We start from the raw sequence: 18259 nt of genomic DNA on the forward strand, positions 1-18259 counted from the left end.
TGCCTCTATGGTGGAGGAGCAATCTTCCAGTGAATTCGCCGAGTCGCCGGTTTTGGTGGTGCAGACGCGAGAACGCGTCTATCGACTACGGGCCGGCGGCACATATAACGTCGGTCGCGATCCGGCGGCCGATGTCGTTGTCACCGATCCTCGGGTGTCCTCCCTGCACGCCGTTCTGGAACGAGGGTCCGGCGGCTGGGAAATCGAGGACGCGAGCAGCCTGAACGGCACCTTCTTCGACGGTCGCCGCGTGGAGCGGATGGTGATCGACCATGACGAGACGTTCCAGCTCGGCCACGCCGTGGACGGCGAGAAGCTGACCTGTTCGGTAGAGGCGCCGCAGATGCGTCCACCCCGCGATCCCGGGGGCGAGGACGGCGAAGCCACGATGATCGTCCCGAATCCCGGTTACGACCTCGATGATGAGGCAACATTCACGCTACCTCCGTCGGGCCGTCGTATCTCACGATCGCCGCGGCCGGTCGCTCACCCCGTCGCGGTCGTCCGGATTTCGGGCACGCTCCGGATCGGCCGCGCCGCCGACAACGACATCGTCGTGCCCGACCTCATGGTCTCCCGCCATCACGCCGAACTGCGGGTGACCGGTGAGCACAAGTATCGGGTCGTGGACCTCGGCAGCCACAACGGCACCTACGTCAACGGCTCCCGGGTCGATGTCGCGGATCTGTCCGAATCCGACTCGATCGGCATGGGGCACACCACCTATCGGCTGGTCGGCGACGAACTGCGGGAGTCCGTCGACACCGGTGACGTATCGGTCTCGGTGCAGAACCTCATCGTGCGGACACCCGAGGGCAAGGTGCTGCTGGACGAGGTGAGCTTCCCGATCCCGCAGCGCTCGCTGGTCGGGGTCATCGGGCCCAGCGGGGCGGGCAAATCGACGTTGCTCGGCGCGATCACCGGGTTGCAGCCCGCGACCGAGGGGACGGTCCGCTACGACGGCCGCGACCTCTACACCGATTACGACGAGTTGCGGCACCGGATCGGGTTGGTTCCCCAGGAGGACATCCTGCACAACCAACTTCACACCCGGCGTGCCCTGCTCTACGCGGCGGAGCTGCGGTTCCCCGGTGACACGCGCAGCGACGAGCGTGAGCAACGGGTCGACGAGGTCCTCGAGGAGCTCGGTTTGACGCGGCACGCCGACACTCGCATCGATAGGCTCTCGGGTGGGCAGCGCAAACGCGTGAGCGTCGCGCTGGAGTTGCTGACCAAACCGTCGCTGCTGTTCCTCGACGAGCCGACGTCGGGCCTGGATCCGGGCCTGGACAAGACGGTCATGGAAATGCTCTCGGAACTCGCGCACGACGGGCGAACGGTCATCGTCGTCACGCACAGCGTCGCGAACCTCGATTCCTGTGACCGCCTGCTGGTCCTGGTGCCCGGTGGCAAACTGGCCTACTACGGACCGCCCGCGGAGGGGTTGCACCACTTCGGCCAGCCCAGCTGGGCCGAGGTTTTCCAGGAATTCGACAACCAGGAGGAGCGCGACTGGGCCGAGGAATTCCGGGATTCGCCGCGCTTCGGGCACTACGTGGCGGTCGGACTGACCGACGACGCCGGTCCGGCGGAAACGCAGCAGCCACCGGCGCCGCCGCCCGCGCCGCAGTCCAAGTTCAGCCAGCTCAGCACACTGTGCCGGCGTTACCTGGCGGTCATCGCCTCGGATCGAAGCTATTTGGCGCTGCTCGGTGTGATGCCGGTGTTACTCGGCGGGCTGTTCGCCGCGATTCCGCCGGGACAGGGTTTCGTCGGTGCGCCGGGCTCCAACCAGGATGCACCGACCAAGCTCATGGTCCTGGTATTCGGTGCGTGCTTCGTCGGCACCGGCAACTCGATTCGCGAGATCGTCAAAGAGCAGACCATCTACCGCAGAGAGCGCGCGGCAGGACTGTCGGCGGGGGTCTATCTGATGTCGAAATTCCTTGTGCTGGGCGCGATTACGATTTTGCAGACCGTGGTGTTGTACGTGATCGGCACCATCGGTGTGAAGATGCCGCCGCAAGGGATATTCACCTCGGTCGGCCTCGAGCTGATGCTGGCGATGGCGCTGCTCGGCATCGCGTCGCTGGCACTGGGCCTGGTGGTGTCGGTGTCGGTGGACACCTCGGAGAAGACGCTGCCGCTGCTGATCGTGGTCTCGATGGCGCAACTGGTGCTCACGGGCGGCCTGGTCCGGCTCGTCGGAACTCCCGTTCTACAGCAACTGGCCTACCTGGCGCCCGCGCGCTGGGGCTTCGGCGCGGGAGCCGCCACCATCGACCTCGACACCCTCACTCCGCACGAAGGTGCGGCCGACCCGCTGTGGAAACACAGCCTCGGCACCTGGTTGACGGACATGGGTTTCATGGCCGGTCTGGCGGCGATCTTCCTGGCGCTGGCCTGGTACCGCCTCTACCAGATGCGGCCCCGGCGGCGCGGCGCCCGCCCCGCCACGACCTGACGCCGACGGGCGCGATCACGCGGGATGCTGTGATGCCGCCGCGGCCGGGCTGAGGTCGGCGCGGGTGAGCTGATGTCGTGGCGGATCGGGCAGCGCGATGCGCTCGGTGACCGTCAGATCGGCATCGACGTGCACCAATGTGCCGGGGGCGAGCAGTCGCCAGGCCGGGTCGTCGTCCATCCGCTCACTGGCGAACACGACGGATGGCTGTATCCGGAGGTGTTCGGACCGCGCGTGGATACGAGAGGTGTGCAGATCGAAGCCGGCCTGCTCGCGCGGATCGCGCCGGTCGAGTATGTACAGCTCGTGGGGCTCGGGATAGCGCAGCGCCCACATGTCCGTCGCCGTGCTCAACAACAGGTTGACGGCGTAGATCTCGACGTTCCGCGTCAGCCAGTTCATGGCGTCGAGCAGTCCCTTCTCGACATCTCCCCCCGCTGCCCTGATCGACGCGGTGATCAGCGCGAACACCCGCTCACTGTCGGTCTGTCCCGTTACCAGGCCATCGGCGCTCAGCTGCGCGAGCCGGGCGTCGAGCACCTCGAGTTCGCCGACCACGCCGTTGTGCGCGAAGATCCGGTCGTCCTGGAGGAACGGGTGGGTGTTGCGGACGTCGAGAGCGCCGGTGGACGCGTACCGGACGTGCGCGACGAACGTCGTCCCCGTCATGTCGTGAGCCTCGACGGCGAATGCGGTGTCGTGCCACGCCGCGATCGGTTGCTTGCGCACCACGGCCCGGCCGTCGCCCTCGAATACGCCCAAGCCCGTGCCATCGGGATTGCGCGCACTCTGCGCGGAGAGGTTGTCGGGCGCGTCGAGCAACCAGAACGTCGCCGTCACCACGGAACGTCCCGCGTGCAGGCCGAACAGGCGGCACATGCCAGCTACCGTACGCCGTGAAGTGAACTCGTTGTGTGACAGGGGCATTCCGGATTCGCCATACCGGCGAGTAATCTCATGGCTATGGACGTCGCATCCGTGACCGTCGGTGTTGAGGAAGAGTTCCTCCTCGCGGATCCGGATACCGGCGCACCTGTGGCGAAAAATGTCGAGGTGGCGCGGACCGCGGCGGCGGCGGGTATCCACCTGCAACTCGAACTCACGCAATGCCAGGTGGAAACCAATACCGGCGTGCACTCCACCACGGCGAGCCTGATCCGGGAATTGCGCGAGTTGCGCCGAGACGTCGCCGGGTTCGCGGAGAAGAACGGCGCCCGCCTGCTCGCGGTGGCGATTCCCCCGACGGTGCCGCACAAGTTTCCGGTCACCGATACGCCGCGGTTCCGGCGAATCGCCAAGGGCTTCGGCATGCTCGCCCATGAACAGGGGCTGTGCGGCTGTCATGTGCACGTCGGGGTTCCGAATCGAGACGTCGCGATCCAGGTGGGCAACTTCCTGCGCCCCTGGCTGCCGTTGTTCTTGGCACTGACCGCGAACTCCGCGATCTACCGCAACGCCGACACCGGTTTCGCCAGTTGGCGCAACATTCTGTGGCGGCGTTGGCCCAGCGCCGGACCACCACCCTATTTCGCCTCGGCGCAGGAGTACGACGCCATGGTCGCCATGATGACGGCCAGCGGCAGCATCCTCGACGAGACGATGGTGTATTGGGATGTCCGCCCGTCACTGGCCTTCCCCACCGTGGAGATCCGCGTCAGCGATATCCCCGCCACGGTCGAGGAGACCGCGCTGCTCGCGACCCTGGTGCGGGCCGCGGTGATCAGCGCGCGAACGTCACTGGCCGAGCGGCGGCCAGCCCCGCCGGTCCCTGCGCCGACACTGCTCGCCGCCTACTGGAAGGCCGCGCGCACCGGCATCGACGGTGACGGCATGGACCCGGTGGACGGCCGCACGGCGCCGGTTCGCGAACTGCTCGACAAGCTGGTGAATTCCCTGGACTTCGCCCTGGACGAGTTGGGCGACCATGCGTTCGTCACCGATGCCATCGCGGCGGTATTCGCCCGCGGGAACGGCGCACGGCGCCAGATCGACGCCTTCCGCGCACGTCGAGACGTCGGCGACGTCGTCACCGAACTCGCGAACGCGACCTTGCAGGGCTGCGAGTAGCGTCCCGCGAGAGCCCACGGCACGCTGAATTCGTGGCGAAGCGGGGCAGCTAGGATCTGCCTATGTCGAGTCCTGCCCCAACCGGTGAGCGCAAGCAGCGGGTCCTGTCCGGGATCCAGCCGACGAGTGATTCCTTCCACCTCGGCAATTACCTTGGCGCGCTGCAGTATTGGGTGCAGTTGCAAGAGGATTTCGATGCGCTCTACTTCATCCCGGATCTGCACGCCATCACGGTGCCGCAGGATCCCAAGCAACTGCGCAACCGCACCAAGCGTGCGGCGGCGCAGCTGCTGGCGCTGGGGATCGACCCGAAGCGCTCGACGCTGTTCGTGCAGAGCCAGGTGCCCGAGCACGCCGAGCTGACCTGGGTGCTGAACTGCATCACCGGATTCGGCGAGGCCGGCCGGATGACGCAGTTCAAGGACAAGTCCGCCAAACAGGGCACGGACAACGCGACGGTCGGCCTGTTCACCTATCCGGTGCTGATGGCCGCGGACATCCTGCTGTACCGCCCGCACCTGGTTCCGGTCGGCGAGGATCAGCGGCAGCATCTGGAGTTGACCCGGAATCTGGCCCAGCGGTTCAACACTCGCTTCAAGAAGACGTTCGTGGTCCCCGACGCGCACATCGTGTCCGGCACCGCCAAGATCTACGACCTGCAGGATCCCACCTCGAAGATGAGCAAGTCGGCCGCCACCGACGCGGGCCTGCTCAACCTGCTCGACGATCCGAAGGCGTCGGCGAAGAAGATTCGCTCGGCGGTGACCGATACCGAGCGCGATATCCGCTACGACCCGGAGACCAAACCGGGGGTGAGCAATCTACTGGTGATCCTGTCCTCGCTTACCGACACGCCCATCGTGACACTCGAAAAGGATTACGTCGGCAAGGGATACGGCGAGCTCAAAGGCGACGTCGCCGACGCACTCGTGGAATTCGTCACCCCGTTGCAGGCGAAGGTGCAAGAGTATATGGGCGATCAGGGCGAACTCGATCGCGTCCTCGCCGCGGGAGCGGAGCGGGCGCGGGAGATCGCCGGCAACACACTCGCGCAGGTGTACGACCGAGTGGGCTTCCTGGCCCGCTGAATCCGCGCGGGCCGGGCGGGCGTGGTCTTGGCTGCCTCTGCCCGTGAGTCTGCCGCCGTCCTGACCGAGGATCGGCCAGTCGAGTTACCGTCCGCGTGGTTCGTGCGTCGCAGTCGCCGCCCGCGCGGACATCCGAGCGGTTGCGGGAGGTTGGGTGTTCGGCAGGATCAAGGCGCGGATCACGGGCGCGGTCCGGACCCGCCCCTGGCTGGATCATCTGGTGCGGGCGGGGCAGAGCTATCAGCGCCAGCGCGGCGACTACTACGCGGCCGGCATCACGTATTTCACTGTGCTGTCGATGTTTCCGATTCTGATGGTCGCCTTCGCGGTGGCCGGATTCGTGCTCTCGCACGATGCGCATCTGCTGACCGAGATACAGAGCAAGATCGTCGAGAATCTGCCCGGATCGCTGGGCGGGCAGATCAACGATCTGATCGATCAGGCCGTCAAATCCCGTACCAGCGTCGGGGTGATCGGTTTGGTCGGCGCGTTCTACGCCGGGCTGGGCTGGATGGCCAATCTGCGTGCCGCGCTGACCGAGCAGTGGGAACAGCAAGTGCCACAGGGCAATTGGTTCCGCACCAAAATCTCCGATGTGATCGCGCTGATCGGTCTCGGTGTCGCGCTGGTGATCTCGTTCGGTATGTCGGCGCTGGCCTCGAGCAATCTGGGCCGCGAGCTGCTCACCCTGATCCACCTGCAGAACGCACCTGGCGTCGGTCTGCTGCTCACGATATTGTCGCTGATCCTGGCGGTGCTCGCGTCCTGGGCGGTGTTCGCCTGGGTGATCGCGCGGCTGCCGCGTACGCCGGTCACCCTGGTCAGCGCCGGTAAGGCGGCATTGATCGCCGCGATCGCGTTCGAGGTGTGGAAACAGGTCGCCAGCTACTACCTCAAAAGCGTGCTGACCAGCCCCGCCGGTGTCACCTTCGGCCCGATCCTGGGTCTGATGGTCTTCGCCTACATCACCGCGCGAATCATCCTGTTCGCCACGGCATGGGCGGCCACGGCCCGAGAGAACATGCTCGAGGCCGAAATACCCCCGCCCGGCCCCGCGGTGATCGAGCCGCGGATGTCGGCGGGGATGACCGCGAAGACGGGCGCGGTGCTGTTCGGAGCGGGCGCGATCACCGCGACGGCGCTGACCCGGTTACGTCGATCGAAACGGTAACACCGGCCGAAATCCGTTGATGCCATGAGTATCTCGGTCAGTGCGGGGTGCGACCGTTGATCCGCCACACCAGCACGACCAGGATCAGGACCACGGCCAGGCCGACCACGATCAGGGTCGTGCGCAGGTTCTCGTGGTCGTGATTGATGCTCGGCGCCGATGCGCCGACGCCGTGCGCCGGCGGGGTGGCCAGGGCCACGTCGGGGGTGGAGTTCTCGTCGGTGCCGGAGCCGGGCAGCGAGCCGATGTTCGCGCCCGACGGCAGGGAGAAGCCGTAGTCCAGCAGGCGGGCGGCCTGTTGGGGTGGGCGGATCGGCAGGACATCGGCCTTGAGCATCGTGACGACCAGGCGGTGGCCGCCCCGCTGGGCGGCGGTGACGAAGGTCTGGCGGGCGTCGTCGGTGTAACCGGTCTTACCGCCGAGGTCGCCGTCGTAGTCGTAGAGCAGGCGGTTGTCGTTGGCGATGGGGAAACCGGGGTGATCCTGGTCACCGGGGATCTTCGGGTTGGCCGGATAGCCGGGGAAGTTGTACTCCTCGGTGTGCACGATGTCGGCGAAGGTGGGGATCGTCATATCGTGGCGGAAAATCGTCGCAAGATCGTAGGCCGACATGCTCATGCCGGGCCCGTCCAGTCCGGACGGGGTCGCCGCGCGCGTGTCCAGGGCGTGCAGTTCCTTGGCCTTGGCGTCCATCTGCCGCAGGGTGCTGTCGATTCCGCCCAGTTGCATGGCGATGGCGTGCGCCGCGTCGTTGCCCGAGCACATCAGCAGGGCGTGCAGGAGTTGCTCGTTGGTGTAGCGGCCGCCGGGGCCGATACCGACGCGGGTGCCGTCGGCGTTCGCGTCGTCCTGGGTGCCGATCACGACCTTGTTCAGGTCGAGCTGCGGTAGCGCGACCGCGGCCAGCAGCGTCTTCATCGTCGAGGCGGGGCGGTAGCGGCCGTGCGGATCCTTCGCGGCCAGCACCTTGCCGGTGTCCAGATCGGCGATCACCCAGGCCGTCGCGGAGATGTCCTTGGGCGCCGGGGGCGCGCCGTCGGGCAGCAGCAGGCCGCAACCGCCGAGTTTGCCGCCGCCGACCGGGGAGGCGGGCACCGGCAGCGGCTTGGGCGCGGTCTGCCCCGGTTCGGGGACCTCGGATTCATCGATCGGCGGAGGCGGGGAGATCCGGTCCGGGCAGGAATCGGTGTTCGGGGTGACGAAGGGGAACGAAGTCCCGGTCGGCTGCGCGGCTGCCGAGCTCGACAGCGCGACGTCGACGCCGGTCAACGCGGTGGCGGCGACGAGTCCAGCGGCCAGGGCGACGGCGAAGGCGGCGCGCGGACGTCGGCTCGCGCGCGCGGATCTGGTGCGGCTGTCGAGCCGGGGTGTTCGAATGCGCATCGCCATCGAGCTTATGCGGAACTGTCCCCGCGTGGCTGTGAGCTGGTCGACTATCGGGCTCCGGCGGTGGCGTGCTCGGGACATCCCGCCCGCAGAGGTGTTGACATGAGCTATGAAATGAGAGCTACTATCAAAATAAAGTTTCATCCAAACGATTGGATCTGTCATGAAAGCAGTGGACGCGCGCGACAGCGGCCCGGTCACCGGGTCGCAGGAGGTGGCGGCACAGACGTCCGGCAGGGCCCGCTGGCTGGCGCTGGGAGCGCTCGCGACAGCCATGCTCGCGATCGGGCTGGATACGACGGTGCTGGTGGTGGCCCTGCCCACCATCTCGGTCGACCTACACGCCGGTACCTCTGCGCTGCAGTGGTTCACCACGGCGTACACGCTGGTGCTGGCCGCGCTCATGCTGCCCGCGGGCGCGCTCGGAGATCGCTACGGCCGCAAGCGTTTTCTGCTCGCCGCGCTGGTCCTGTTCGGCGGGGCCTCGCTGTGGTGCGCGCTGGCGACCTCCTCCGGTGAGCTGATCATCGCCCGTGCGCTGCTGGGGATGGCCGCCGCCGCGATGATGCCGCTGTCGATGTCGGTGCTCCCGGGACTGTTCCCCGAGAAGGCCGATCTGCAACGGGCACTGACGGTCTGGGTCACCTCCACCGCGATCGGTATGCCGCTGGGGCCGATCGTCGGCGGCTGGCTGCTGCGAAACTTCTGGTGGGGTTCGGTCTTCCTGATCAACGTCCCGATGGTGCTGATCGGCTTGATCGCGGTGGCCCTGCTGGTTCCGGAATCGCGCAGCGAGAACACCTTCCGGATCGATCTGCTCGGTGTCGCGCTGTCCGCGGCCGGAATGCTCGGGCTCACTTACGGTTTCATCCGCCTGGGCGGACAGGGCTGGGGTGACGCGCTGGGCTGGAGTGTGGTCGCCGCGGGTGCGGTGGTGCTGGTGCTCTTCGCCGGGTGGCAGCGCCGCGCCGATCGCCCGCTGGTGGATATCGGGCTGTTCGGTGTGAGCGGATTCCGTTGGGGGACAATGTATTCCATTGTCATCAACTTCGCGATGTTCGGGATGTTCTTCACCGTGCCGCAGTATTTCCAGGCGGTGCTGGGCGTCGATTCGCTCGGCAGCGGATTGCGATTGCTGCCCCTGATCGGCGGCCTGCTGGTCGGCACCCGGCTGGTGGACAAGCTGCTGCCCAGGGCCGGACTGCGCGTGGTGCTGGTGATCGGATTCCTGCTGCTGGCGGGCGGTCTGGTGATCGGCGCACTGACCACGGTGGGCAGCGGATACGGATACACCGCACTGTGGATCACGCTGCTCGGGGCCGGGATGGGATTCGTGATGCCCGCCGCGATGGGTATGGCGATGAGCGAACTGGACGCCGAGCGATCCGGCTCGGGTTCGGCGCTGATCCAGGCGCTGCGCCAGGCCGGTGGGACGATCGGCGTCGCCGTCCTGGGCACCGTGCTGTCCACCCGATACCGCGCGCAATTGGGCGGTTACGACCATTCCCCGATATCCGACGGCGTCAGCGGGGGAGTCGCGGTCGCGCACAAGCTCGGCGACGGCGTGATGCTGGCGAAGGTGCAGACTGCCTTCGTCGGGGGCATGGGCGCGATGCTGTGGGTGTGCGCGGGAATCTGCCTGATCGCGGCCGTCGTCGCCGCGATCCGCACCCGTAGTCGGGCATCGTCCGCGCGGGCCGTGGACGATGCGGGAGAATCGGTGCATGTCGGCTGATTCGAAGGCTCCGCCAACGCAGGTCCATTCCGCGGTGAGCTCGCCGCGGATGGGCCTGCGCGAGCGCAAGAAACAACGCACCCGCCGCACCATCCGGACCGAGGCCATGCGGTTGTTCCTCGAGCAGGGCTATGCCGAGACGACGGTCGAGCAGATCGCGGAGGCGGCGGACATCTCGCCGAGCACGTTCTTCCGCTACTTCCCGTCCAAGGAGCAGGTCGTGCTGACCGACGACCTGGATCCGCCGATGATCCGGGCCGTGCAGGCGCAGCCCGCGGAGCTGTCGCCGCTGCGCGCGTTCGTCCAGGCCACCATCGAGGTCTTCGATGCGCTCGAGCCGGAGGATCTGGAATTCGAACAGCAGCGGATGAAGCTGATCTACTCGGTTCCCGAACTGGCCAGCGTCATCGCCCGCGAGACCGAGCGCAATGTGCGGATGGTCGCCCGGATGGTCGCCGACCGGATCGGCCGTTCCGCCGACGACTTGGAGGTCCGCGCGTTCGCGGGCGCGCTGATCGGCGCGATGAGCACAACGTTCGACACCGTCACCGGGCAGGGCCTGGACATGACGAAGATCAAGCGGGTCGCCGACTTTCTCGAGTCGGGGATGACGCTGTAGCGCGCCGCGCGACCACATCGTCGGTCACCGTGGCGAAGAAACCGCCCACCACGTCCTCGATCTCGGAAATCGAAGCCGCGCAATACAATACGGGCTGGTAGTGGGTGATGTCGTAGACCGCGGTGCCCATCTCGTGCACGTTCAGCGGACGCAGTTCGGCGTCGCGGAACTCCTCGATCTCACCGTAGGAGGACAGCAGACCCGCACCGTAGCAACGGATCTCGCCGTGCTCGCGGACCACGCCGAATTCCATCGAGAACCAGAACACGTCGGCCAGGAACTTCAGCGCCGCATCGGTTTCCAGCCGGGCCACCGCCGCGCCGACCTCGGCGTAGATCGCGGCGAACCGCGGGCTGGCCAATTGATTGGCGTGGCCGATGATCTCGTGGATCGCATCCGGTTCGGGCGTGTAGAGCGGGGCGGAATGATGCCGGATGTACTGGGTGGAGTGGAAGATCCGGTCGGCGAAGGAACCGAAGAACTCCCGCAGCGGCACCAGCCCGGCGGCGGGCACGTAGCGAAATCCGCTGAGCGGCACCAGTTGCGCGGACACCTCGTCGAGCTGCGGAATGTGATCGTGCGGCAGGCCGAGACGGTGCGCGCCCGCGAGCACCTCCGCCGACGCGTACCTCTCGTGTTTGCGGGACAGCTCGGCCGAGGCGATCCGCCACACCCGCTGTTCGTCCTCGGTGTACTCGATGCGGGGCGTCGGCTCGCCCCGCCGGTAGGCCAGCGCCCGTGCCGCGATCGCATTGCGGCGAGCGCGGTAGGCCGGATCGTGCACGCCGGGATGCTCCTGGCTCAGGTGCACGGTCACGTCGCCGTCGGTGCCCGTGGTCACCGGCGAGTACAGCTGAGCTTCGGAGAACATGCCTCGATGCAATCACCGCTGCGCTCAGACGACAATTAAAGATCGATTACCTTGACAAATTGACTAGTTGGTTCGGTATCGATCGGGGTTCGGAGCCATCAGAAGAAGCCGTCGTCCCGGTTGCCGTCCTCGAAACCGCGTTCGTACGCATGTTCGGAGTCATCGTCGCCGTCCAATAGCTCACCGAGCAGCATGCCGCCGACCACGCCCGCCGCACCCGCGCCGACCACCGCGGCGGTGCTGTGCCCCTGACGCTGTGCCGGGTACCCGGGCTGCTGATAGCCGGGCTGCTGATACCCCGGCTGCGGCTGATATCCCGGCTGGGGATAGCCCGGCTGCGGGTAACCGGGCTGCGGGTATCCGGGCTGGGGATAACCCTGCTGCACGGGCTGATAGAAGGGCGGCTGCGTCGTCTGAATACGTTGCGCACACATCTGGCAGACCTCGACGGGGCGCGCCACACCCCACTGTGGCAGCCACATCGCCTGCGTTACGGCCTGGCCGTGCGAGGGATCGAAGAAGCAGATCACAACATATTCCTTCTACGAAAGCGCCCGGCTCCCTACAGGAGTCGGACTTCGGGACTGTCTGGACTGCCAACGCCGGGAGCGTGCCGCGAAGTTCCCGTTCTCCTCGCCCCTCACGGTTCTGTGACCACTGCCATCCGCGTGCTCGCCCACCCGCGAATCGCCGACGGATGTGACCGGAATCCGCTCGCGCGGCGGAACCGCGGCGTCCCCGAGGTGATCACGCCACGGTCGTACGACGAAGGCCGTTCGCATCCGAGGATGCGAACGGCCTTCGGGGCCTTGCCTTTCCGGGCGTCCCGGAGCGAATCCCTACCGCGCGAACAGCAGAGCGCGCTTGACCTCCTGGATCGCCTTGGTCACCTCGATGCCGCGGGGGCAGGCGTCGGTGCAGTTGAAGGTGGTGCGGCAGCGCCACACTCCCTCGACGTCGTTGAGGATGTCCAGGCGCTCGCGGGCGCCCTCGTCACGGCTGTCGAAGATGAAGCGGTGCGCGTTCACGATCGCGGCCGGGCCGAAGTAGCTGCCGTCGTTCCAGTACACCGGGCACGAGGTGGTGCAGCAGGCGCACAGGATGCACTTGGTGGTGTCGTCGAACCGGTGCCGGTCGGTCTGCGACTGGATACGCTCGCGGGTGGGCTCGTTACCCGAGGTGATCAGGTACGGCTTGACCGCGCGGAACGCGTCGAAGAACGGCTCCATGTTCACCACGAGGTCCTTCTCCACGGGCAGGCCGCGGATGGGTTCGACGGTCATGGTGAGGGTCTTACCGCTCTTGGGCAGCATGTCGCGCATCAGCACCTTGCACGCCAGCCGGTTCACGCCGTTGATGCGCATGGCGTCCGAACCGCAGACGCCGTGCGCGCACGAGCGGCGGAAGGTGAGCGTGCCGTCCAGATAGGACTTGATGTACAGCAGCACGTTCAGGAAACGGTCGGTGGGCAGCACCGGGACCTGGAAGGAATCCCAGTGCGCGCCCAGATCGTTCTCCGGATTGAACCGGGCGATCTTCACGGTGACCATGACCGACCCGTCCGGAACGGGGGCCGGTTTCTGCCCTGCGGGAGCTTCGGCTACAGCAGTCATCAGTACTTACGCTCCATCGGCTCGTAACGGGTCTGCACGACCGGTTTGAAGTCCAGCCGGATGTCGGCGATCAGCTCCGCCGGCGTACCGGGCTCGACCTGCTTGTACGCCATGGTGTGGCGCATGAAGTTGGTGTCGTCGCGGTTGGGGTAGTCCTCGCGGGCATGGCCGCCGCGTGACTCCTTGCGGTTCAGCGCGCCCACCACGGTCACTTCCGCCAGTTCCAGCAGGAAGCCGAGTTCGACGGCCTCGAGCAGATCGCTGTTGTAGCGCTTGCCCTTGTCCTGCACGGTGATGTACTGGTAGCGCTCCTTGAACCCGTGGATATCGGTGAGGACCTGCTTGAGGGTGTCCTCGGTGCGGAACACACCGGCATTGGCGTCCATGGTGGCCTGCAGTTCGCCGCGGATGTCGGCGACGCGCTCGTTGCCGTGTTCGGACAGCAGATTGGCCAGCCAGTCCTGCACCATCGTCGCCGGGTTCTCCGGCAGGTCGACGAAGTCGTGGCGCTGGGCGTACTCCGCGGCGGCGATACCCGAGCGGCGCCCGAACACGTTGATGTCCAGCAGCGAGTTGGTGCCCAGCCGGTTCGAGCCGTGCACCGACACGCACGCGCACTCACCGGCGGCGTACAGACCGGGCACGATATCGGTGTTGTTGCGCAGCACTTCGCCGTGGATGCGGGTGGGGATGCCGCCCATGACGTAGTGGCAGGTCGGCATGACCGGTACCGGCTCCTTGACCGGGTCCACGCCCAGGTAGGTGCGGGAGAATTCGGTGATGTCCGGGAGTTTCTCCTCGAGCACGTCCGCACCGAGGTGGGTCACGTCGATGAAGACGTAATCCTTGTTCGGCCCGCCGCCGCGGCCCTCGGCCACCTCCATGACCATCGACCGGGCGACGATGTCGCGCGGGGCGAGGTCCTTGATGGTCGGTGCGTAGCGTTCCATGAACCGCTCACCCGAGGCGTTGCGCAGGATGCCGCCCTCGCCGCGGACCGCCTCGGAGATGAGGATGCCCAGACCGGCCAGGCCCGTGGGGTGGAACTGGTGGAATTCCATGTCCTCCAAGGGAAGTCCCTTGCGGAACACGATCGCCATGCCGTCGCCGGTGAGCGTGTGCGCGTTGGAGGTGGTCTTGTACATCCGGCCCGAACCACCCGTGGCGAAGATGATCGCCTTGGCGTGGAAGACGTGCAGCTTGCCGGTGGCCAGCTCGTAGGCGACCACGCCGGTCGCGACCTGGCCGCGGTCGGTGTCGGTGAGCAGCAGGTCCAGGACGTAGAACTCGTTGTAGAACTCCACGTCGTGCTTGACGCAGTTCTGATACAGCGTCTGCAGGATCATGTGACCGGTGCGGTCCGCGGCGTAGCACGCGCGCCGGACCGGCGCCTTGCCGTGGTCGCGGGTGTGACCGCCGAAGCGGCGCTGGTCGATCCGGCCCTCGGGGGTCCGGTTGAACGGCAGGCCCATCTTCTCCAGGTCCAGCACCGCGTCGATGGCCTCCTTGGCCATGATCTCCGCGGCGTCCTGGTCGACCAGATAGTCACCACCCTTGACGGTGTCGAAGGTGTGCCACTCCCAGTTGTCTTCCTCCACGTTCGCCAGCGCGGCGCACATGCCGCCCTGGGCCGCGCCGGTGTGGCTGCGAGTGGGGTAGAGCTTGGTCAGCACGGCGGTGCGGACCCGGGGCCCTGCCTCGATCGCCGCACGCATACCCGCGCCACCGGCGCCGACGATCACCACATCGTAGCGGTGTTCCTCAATCGGGTTCTCGGTCATACTGTGTCCTTTTCTTCGCATGATCGGGCGGCTTCCGTGGTTACGCACGCTGCCGCCTCCAGCCGCTGACCGCTCATGCGAGGTGGCCCGTTCCTAACTGATGTTGGGGTCGAAGGTGAAGATGACGTAGGTGCCCACGCCCATGATCAGGATCATCGCGATGACCAGCAGGGTCTTGAGCCAGAACCGGGTGGAGTCCTTGCGGGAGTAGTCGTCGATGACGGTGCGCAGGCCGTTGCCGCCGTGCAGTTGGGCCAGCCACAGCATGGCCAGGTCCCAGATCTGCCAGAACGGGCTGGCCCAGCGTCCGGCCACGAAAGCGAAGTTGAGCCGCTTCACGCCGCCGTCGAGCATCAGCATGATCGTCATGTGGCCCAGGACCAGCACGATCAGCAGGATGCCGGAGAAGCGCATGAACAGCCACGCGTACTTCTCGAAGTTGTTGCCCGAGGCGCGCCGCGGCGTGCGGGGCGAGTCGAGGCTGGCGGGGCGGTCGTAGGACTTGCCGAGAACGGGTGCGGTCATGGTCTCAGAGCTCCGTCGTGATCATGTAGAACAGCTGGCGACCCACACCCATACCGGCCACGATCACCCAGACCGCGAGCACGATCCAGAGCATCAGCCGCTGGTACTTGGGGCCCTTGGACCAGAAGTCGACCAGGATGACCCGGATGCCGTTGAGCGCGTGGAACAGCACGGCTACGACCAGGGCCATCTCCATCAGGGCGACGATCGGGTTCTTGTAGGTCTCGATCGCCCGGTTGTAGGTGTCCGGGCTGACCCGCACCAGAGCGGTGTCGAGCACGTGGACGAAGAGGAAGAAGAAGATGGTCACACCGGTGATCCGGTGCAGCGCCCAGGACCACATGCCAGGGTCGCCGCGGTACAGAGTCTTCCGCTTCGGCTGAGCCGGAGCTTCCAGCGTGGTGGTCATAGAGTGCGGTGCCTCCAACGTCGTTGTGGACCCGTCGGGCGGGCCGGCAGTCTGATCCGGTCGCAGATTTCGGCGCGGACATCAGGAGCCGTTGGAGCTGAATACACCAGCTCTGTGCCCGGAGCCGACACCCCGACGGCGGTGGCCGGCGGTGCATGGCCAAACCTGAACCGATCTTTCAGAACTGTAATCCCCGGACATTCGCGGAACTAATTCGGCGTGCCGCTCGTTGGACCGGAATTCCGTGAGTTAGGTTTGCCTTGCCTGATATCCAGAAGTGCTCGAGGTAGCTTTTCCTCGACCGTGAACGACCAGCTCGAGCGGAGCCTCGGAATGTCGGAAATTGATTGGGATATATTGCGCCACAATGCATTCGAAGTTATGCAGAATGCGTATGCCCCATACTCGGAGTATCCGGTGGGCGCCGCCGCGCGCACTGTCGATGGCCGAATGGTGCTCGGGTGCAATGTGGAAAATGTCTCATACGGGTTGGGGCTGTGTGCCGAATGTGTACTGGTCGGTAACCTCTGCGCGTCCGGCGGGGGAAGATTGCTGGCGATTGCTGTGTGCGATTCCCGCGGGGTGGTTCTGATGCCATGCGGGCGTTGCCGGCAGCTGCTCTACGAGCACGGAGGCGGCGATCTGCTGGTCGATCACGCGGACGGTCCGGTGCCGCTGAACCGTTTGCTGCCGTTTGCCTTCGGGCCCGATGATCTTGCGGCGGGACGGAAATGATGTGAGCTTTCGCACGGCTTTTCCGTGACGCTGACCGTTCGCTCGACAGGGGGTTCGTCCGGTTGGAACCGGTTTGCCGCGCGGGTGATCTGACCGTGTTTCGGAAAGTCTTGTGGTGCAACGAGTTACGGTGTCCCACCGGGTGGCCGAAGAGGCGGATGTGAGCTGCGTTACGTGCCGATCGGCCGTGCGCGAGGCCCGGTCTCGCATTCGCTGCGTCGTGACGGGATATCGGCGAACGGACATTTCTCCCCGGAATCCGCACGAGATTCCCCGGTACTCGGCATCCTCTGGGAGTCTGTCGGGCATGGTGAGTGTGCATTCGGCGGTGTCGGTGATCGCGGCCAAACGCGACGGCGGGGAGTTGACGGACGAGCAGATCGACTGGGTGGTCGACGGGTTCACCCGCGGCGAGGTGGCCGACGAGCAGATGTCGGCCTTGGCGATGGCGATCGTCCTGCGCGGGATGAATCGGCGCGAGATCGCCCGTTGGACGGGCGCGATGATCGAGTCCGGGCAGCGGATGAGCTTCGCCGATCTGCCGCGCCCGACCGTCGACAAACATTCCACCGGCGGTGTCGGAGACAAGATCACCCTGCCGCTCGCGCCACTGGTCGCCGCCTGCGGTGCGGCCGTGCCGCAGCTGTCCGGGCGCGGCCTGGGACATACCGGCGGCACGCTGGACAAGCTCGAGTCGATACCAGGTTGGCGAGCAGACGTCCCGGTCCCGCAAATGCGCCGGATGCTGGCGGATCCGGCGATCGGCGCGGTGATCTGCGCCGCCGGGGCCGATCTGGCGCCCGCCGACAAGCGGCTCTACGCATTGCGGGACGTCACCGGGACCGTGGAATCGATTCCGCTGATCGCCGCCTCGATCATGAGCAAGAAGATCGCCGAGGGCACCGCGGCGCTGGTACTGGACGTCAAGGCCGGGGCGGGCGCGTTCATGAAGACGCTCGATTCGGCGCGTGAATTGGCAACGGCCATGGTCGAACTGGGCGCCGACGCGGGCCTGCGCACCGTGGCGCTGCTGACCTCGATGGACACCCCGCTCGGCCGGACCGCGGGCAACGCCCTCGAAGTCGCCGAATCGGTCGAGGTGCTGTCGGGCGGCGGTCCCGCCGATGTGGTCGAACTGACCCTCGCCCTGGCCCGGGAAATGCTGGCGCAGGCCGGAATCCGCGACGTCGATCCGGCGGACGCCCTCGCCGACGGTCGTGCGATGGATCACTGGAAGGCGATGGTCCGGGCCCAAGGCGGCGATCCGGACGCGGCCCTGCCCGTCGCCGCGCATACCGAGATCCTCACCGCCGAACGATCCGGCACGCTCACCCGGCTCGACGCGATGGGCGTCGGCCTGGCCGCGTGGCGTCTCGGGGCCGGGCGAGCGCGTCAGGGTGATCCGGTCCAATTCGGCGCGGGCGTGGAGATGCATGCGAAACCCGGCGAGACCGTCGTCGCGGGGCAGCCGCTGCTCACCCTGCACACGGACACCCCCGAGGCGTTCCCCGCCGCCCGCGAGGCCCTGAGCGACGCGCACACCATCGATCCCGTGCCCGTGTCGGATGCGGTCGTGCACGTCTCGATCGTGCTCGACCGTATTGCCCCCTGAACGCCTGATCGCGTCGGCTCCGATGGTTGTGCCGGTCGGGCCCGAAGCGCCGCGGTCGTGATCGGCATCCGGTCGGATCACCTCTCCGTCGTAATCGCCCTCGATCGCGTGGGCTTCGACCGATCTCTCGGCTCTCTCGCGCGGGCTCGGTCGTAGGTGCTCCTGACCGCGTCGACTCGGGC

Annotated in this window: 16 protein-coding genes; 8 read left to right on the forward strand and 8 right to left on the reverse strand. The window is 66.6% G+C overall.

The features are described 5' to 3' along the window. The first annotated feature begins 7 nt into the window (after nt 1-7). Nucleotides 8-2464 carry an FHA domain-containing protein gene (locus tag NM2_RS26350; protein WP_067673939.1) on the forward strand — a complete coding sequence of 819 codons (2457 nt, stop codon included), beginning with the start codon at nt 8-10 and terminating at the stop codon, nt 2462-2464. 15 nt (nt 2465-2479) lie between these two features. Here the strand turns inward: NM2_RS26350 and NM2_RS26355 are convergent, their stop codons facing one another. After that, nucleotides 2480-3343: a class II glutamine amidotransferase gene (locus NM2_RS26355; protein ID WP_067673941.1), complete on the reverse strand. Its 864-nt coding sequence runs from the start codon at nt 3341-3343 to the stop codon at nt 2480-2482. An 84-nt stretch (nt 3344-3427) separates the two neighbouring features. On the opposite strand from NM2_RS26355, the gene NM2_RS26360 reads away from it, so the two are divergent. The 3 genes from NM2_RS26360 (at nt 3428) to yhjD (ending at nt 6790) form a co-directional block, all read left to right on the forward strand. After that, on the forward strand, nt 3428-4531 hold the full coding sequence (locus tag NM2_RS26360) for a glutamate--cysteine ligase 2 (protein ID WP_067673943.1): 1104 nt from the start codon (nt 3428-3430) through the stop codon (nt 4529-4531). Between the two features lie 62 nt (nt 4532-4593). Then, complete coding sequence (gene trpS, locus NM2_RS26365; RefSeq protein ID WP_067673945.1) at nt 4594-5619, forward strand: tryptophan--tRNA ligase; 1026 nt, start codon at nt 4594-4596, stop codon at nt 5617-5619. 154 nt (nt 5620-5773) lie between these two features. Further along, nucleotides 5774-6790: an inner membrane protein YhjD gene (gene yhjD, locus NM2_RS26370; protein WP_067673947.1), complete on the forward strand. Its 1017-nt coding sequence runs from the start codon at nt 5774-5776 to the stop codon at nt 6788-6790. 37 nt (nt 6791-6827) lie between these two features. Here yhjD and NM2_RS26375 read toward each other — a convergent pair whose 3' ends face one another. Continuing rightward, nucleotides 6828-8174, reverse strand: coding sequence for a D-alanyl-D-alanine carboxypeptidase family protein (locus tag NM2_RS26375; RefSeq protein ID WP_067674039.1), 1347 nt, complete (start codon nt 8172-8174; stop codon nt 6828-6830). A gap of 277 nt (nt 8175-8451) precedes the next feature. On the opposite strand from NM2_RS26375, the gene NM2_RS26380 reads away from it, so the two are divergent. Then, entirely contained in the window at nt 8452-9912 is a 1461-nt protein-coding gene (locus NM2_RS26380; RefSeq protein WP_084531576.1) for an MFS transporter, read from the forward strand. 49 nt (nt 9913-9961) lie between these two features. Further along, nucleotides 9962-10531 carry an acyl-CoA-like ligand-binding transcription factor gene (locus NM2_RS26385; protein ID WP_157121323.1) on the forward strand — a complete coding sequence of 190 codons (570 nt, stop codon included), beginning with the start codon at nt 9962-9964 and terminating at the stop codon, nt 10529-10531. Here NM2_RS26385 and NM2_RS26390 read toward each other — a convergent pair. The 6 genes from NM2_RS26390 to sdhC all read right to left on the reverse strand — a co-directional run bounded on the left by NM2_RS26390 (nt 10488) and on the right by sdhC (nt 15730). Further along, a complete protein-coding gene (locus NM2_RS26390) occupies nt 10488-11402 on the reverse strand; it encodes a phenylalanine 4-monooxygenase (RefSeq protein ID WP_067673952.1) in 915 nt (304 codons plus the stop codon). The genes NM2_RS26385 and NM2_RS26390 overlap by 44 nt on opposite strands. 98 nt (nt 11403-11500) lie before the next feature. Beyond that, nucleotides 11501-11932, reverse strand: coding sequence for a hypothetical protein (locus tag NM2_RS26395; protein WP_067673954.1), 432 nt, complete (start codon nt 11930-11932; stop codon nt 11501-11503). A gap of 309 nt (nt 11933-12241) precedes the next feature. Further along, nucleotides 12242-13015 (reverse strand): succinate dehydrogenase iron-sulfur subunit, encoded by a 774-nt coding sequence (locus NM2_RS26400; RefSeq protein WP_067673956.1) that lies wholly within the window; start codon nt 13013-13015, stop codon nt 12242-12244. Continuing rightward, complete coding sequence (gene sdhA, locus NM2_RS26405) at nt 13015-14796, reverse strand: succinate dehydrogenase flavoprotein subunit (RefSeq protein WP_067673958.1); 1782 nt, start codon at nt 14794-14796, stop codon at nt 13015-13017. Before sdhA ends, NM2_RS26400 begins: the two co-directional genes overlap by 1 nt. Before the next feature lie 93 nt (nt 14797-14889). Beyond that, a complete protein-coding gene (locus NM2_RS26410) occupies nt 14890-15321 on the reverse strand; it encodes a succinate dehydrogenase hydrophobic membrane anchor subunit (RefSeq protein WP_067673960.1) in 432 nt (143 codons plus the stop codon). A gap of 4 nt (nt 15322-15325) precedes the next feature. Beyond that, complete coding sequence (gene sdhC, locus NM2_RS26415; protein ID WP_067673962.1) at nt 15326-15730, reverse strand: succinate dehydrogenase, cytochrome b556 subunit; 405 nt, start codon at nt 15728-15730, stop codon at nt 15326-15328. Nucleotides 15731-16063: 333 nt separating this feature from the next. On the opposite strand from sdhC, the gene NM2_RS26420 reads away from it, so the two are divergent. After that, nucleotides 16064-16465 carry a cytidine deaminase gene (locus tag NM2_RS26420; RefSeq protein ID WP_067674041.1) on the forward strand — a complete coding sequence of 134 codons (402 nt, stop codon included), beginning with the start codon at nt 16064-16066 and terminating at the stop codon, nt 16463-16465. 316 nt (nt 16466-16781) lie between these two features. Continuing rightward, nucleotides 16782-18077 (forward strand): thymidine phosphorylase, encoded by a 1296-nt coding sequence (locus NM2_RS26425; protein WP_218025991.1) that lies wholly within the window; start codon nt 16782-16784, stop codon nt 18075-18077. Nucleotides 18078-18259: the final 182 nt, after the last annotated feature.

Origin of the sequence: Nocardia miyunensis NBRC 108239, assembly GCF_001613065.1 — a bacterium.
In the GTDB taxonomy this organism is placed as follows: Bacteria; Actinomycetota; Actinomycetes; order Mycobacteriales; family Mycobacteriaceae; genus Nocardia; species Nocardia miyunensis.

Excerpts from the sequence above, each read along its gene's own strand:
- NM2_RS26350 (WP_067673939.1), top strand. The coding sequence starts at position 8 with ATGGTGGAGGAGCAATCTTCCAGTGAATTCGCCGAGTCGCCGGTTTTG.
- NM2_RS26355 (WP_067673941.1), bottom strand. The coding sequence starts at position 3,343 with ATGTGCCGCCTGTTCGGCCTGCACGCGGGACGTTCCGTGGTGACGGCG.
- NM2_RS26360 (WP_067673943.1), top strand. The coding sequence starts at position 3,428 with ATGGACGTCGCATCCGTGACCGTCGGTGTTGAGGAAGAGTTCCTCCTC.
- trpS (WP_067673945.1), top strand. The coding sequence starts at position 4,594 with ATGTCGAGTCCTGCCCCAACCGGTGAGCGCAAGCAGCGGGTCCTGTCC.
- NM2_RS26375 (WP_067674039.1), bottom strand. The coding sequence starts at position 8,174 with ATGCGCATTCGAACACCCCGGCTCGACAGCCGCACCAGATCCGCGCGC.
- NM2_RS26380 (WP_084531576.1), top strand. The coding sequence starts at position 8,452 with ATGCTCGCGATCGGGCTGGATACGACGGTGCTGGTGGTGGCCCTGCCC.
- NM2_RS26385 (WP_157121323.1), top strand. The coding sequence starts at position 9,962 with ATGGGCCTGCGCGAGCGCAAGAAACAACGCACCCGCCGCACCATCCGG.
- NM2_RS26390 (WP_067673952.1), bottom strand. The coding sequence starts at position 11,402 with ATGTTCTCCGAAGCTCAGCTGTACTCGCCGGTGACCACGGGCACCGAC.
- NM2_RS26400 (WP_067673956.1), bottom strand. The coding sequence starts at position 13,015 with ATGACTGCTGTAGCCGAAGCTCCCGCAGGGCAGAAACCGGCCCCCGTT.
- sdhA (WP_067673958.1), bottom strand. The coding sequence starts at position 14,796 with ATGACCGAGAACCCGATTGAGGAACACCGCTACGATGTGGTGATCGTC.
- NM2_RS26410 (WP_067673960.1), bottom strand. The coding sequence starts at position 15,321 with ATGACCGCACCCGTTCTCGGCAAGTCCTACGACCGCCCCGCCAGCCTC.
- sdhC (WP_067673962.1), bottom strand. The coding sequence starts at position 15,730 with ATGACCACCACGCTGGAAGCTCCGGCTCAGCCGAAGCGGAAGACTCTG.
- NM2_RS26420 (WP_067674041.1), top strand. The coding sequence starts at position 16,064 with ATGTCGGAAATTGATTGGGATATATTGCGCCACAATGCATTCGAAGTT.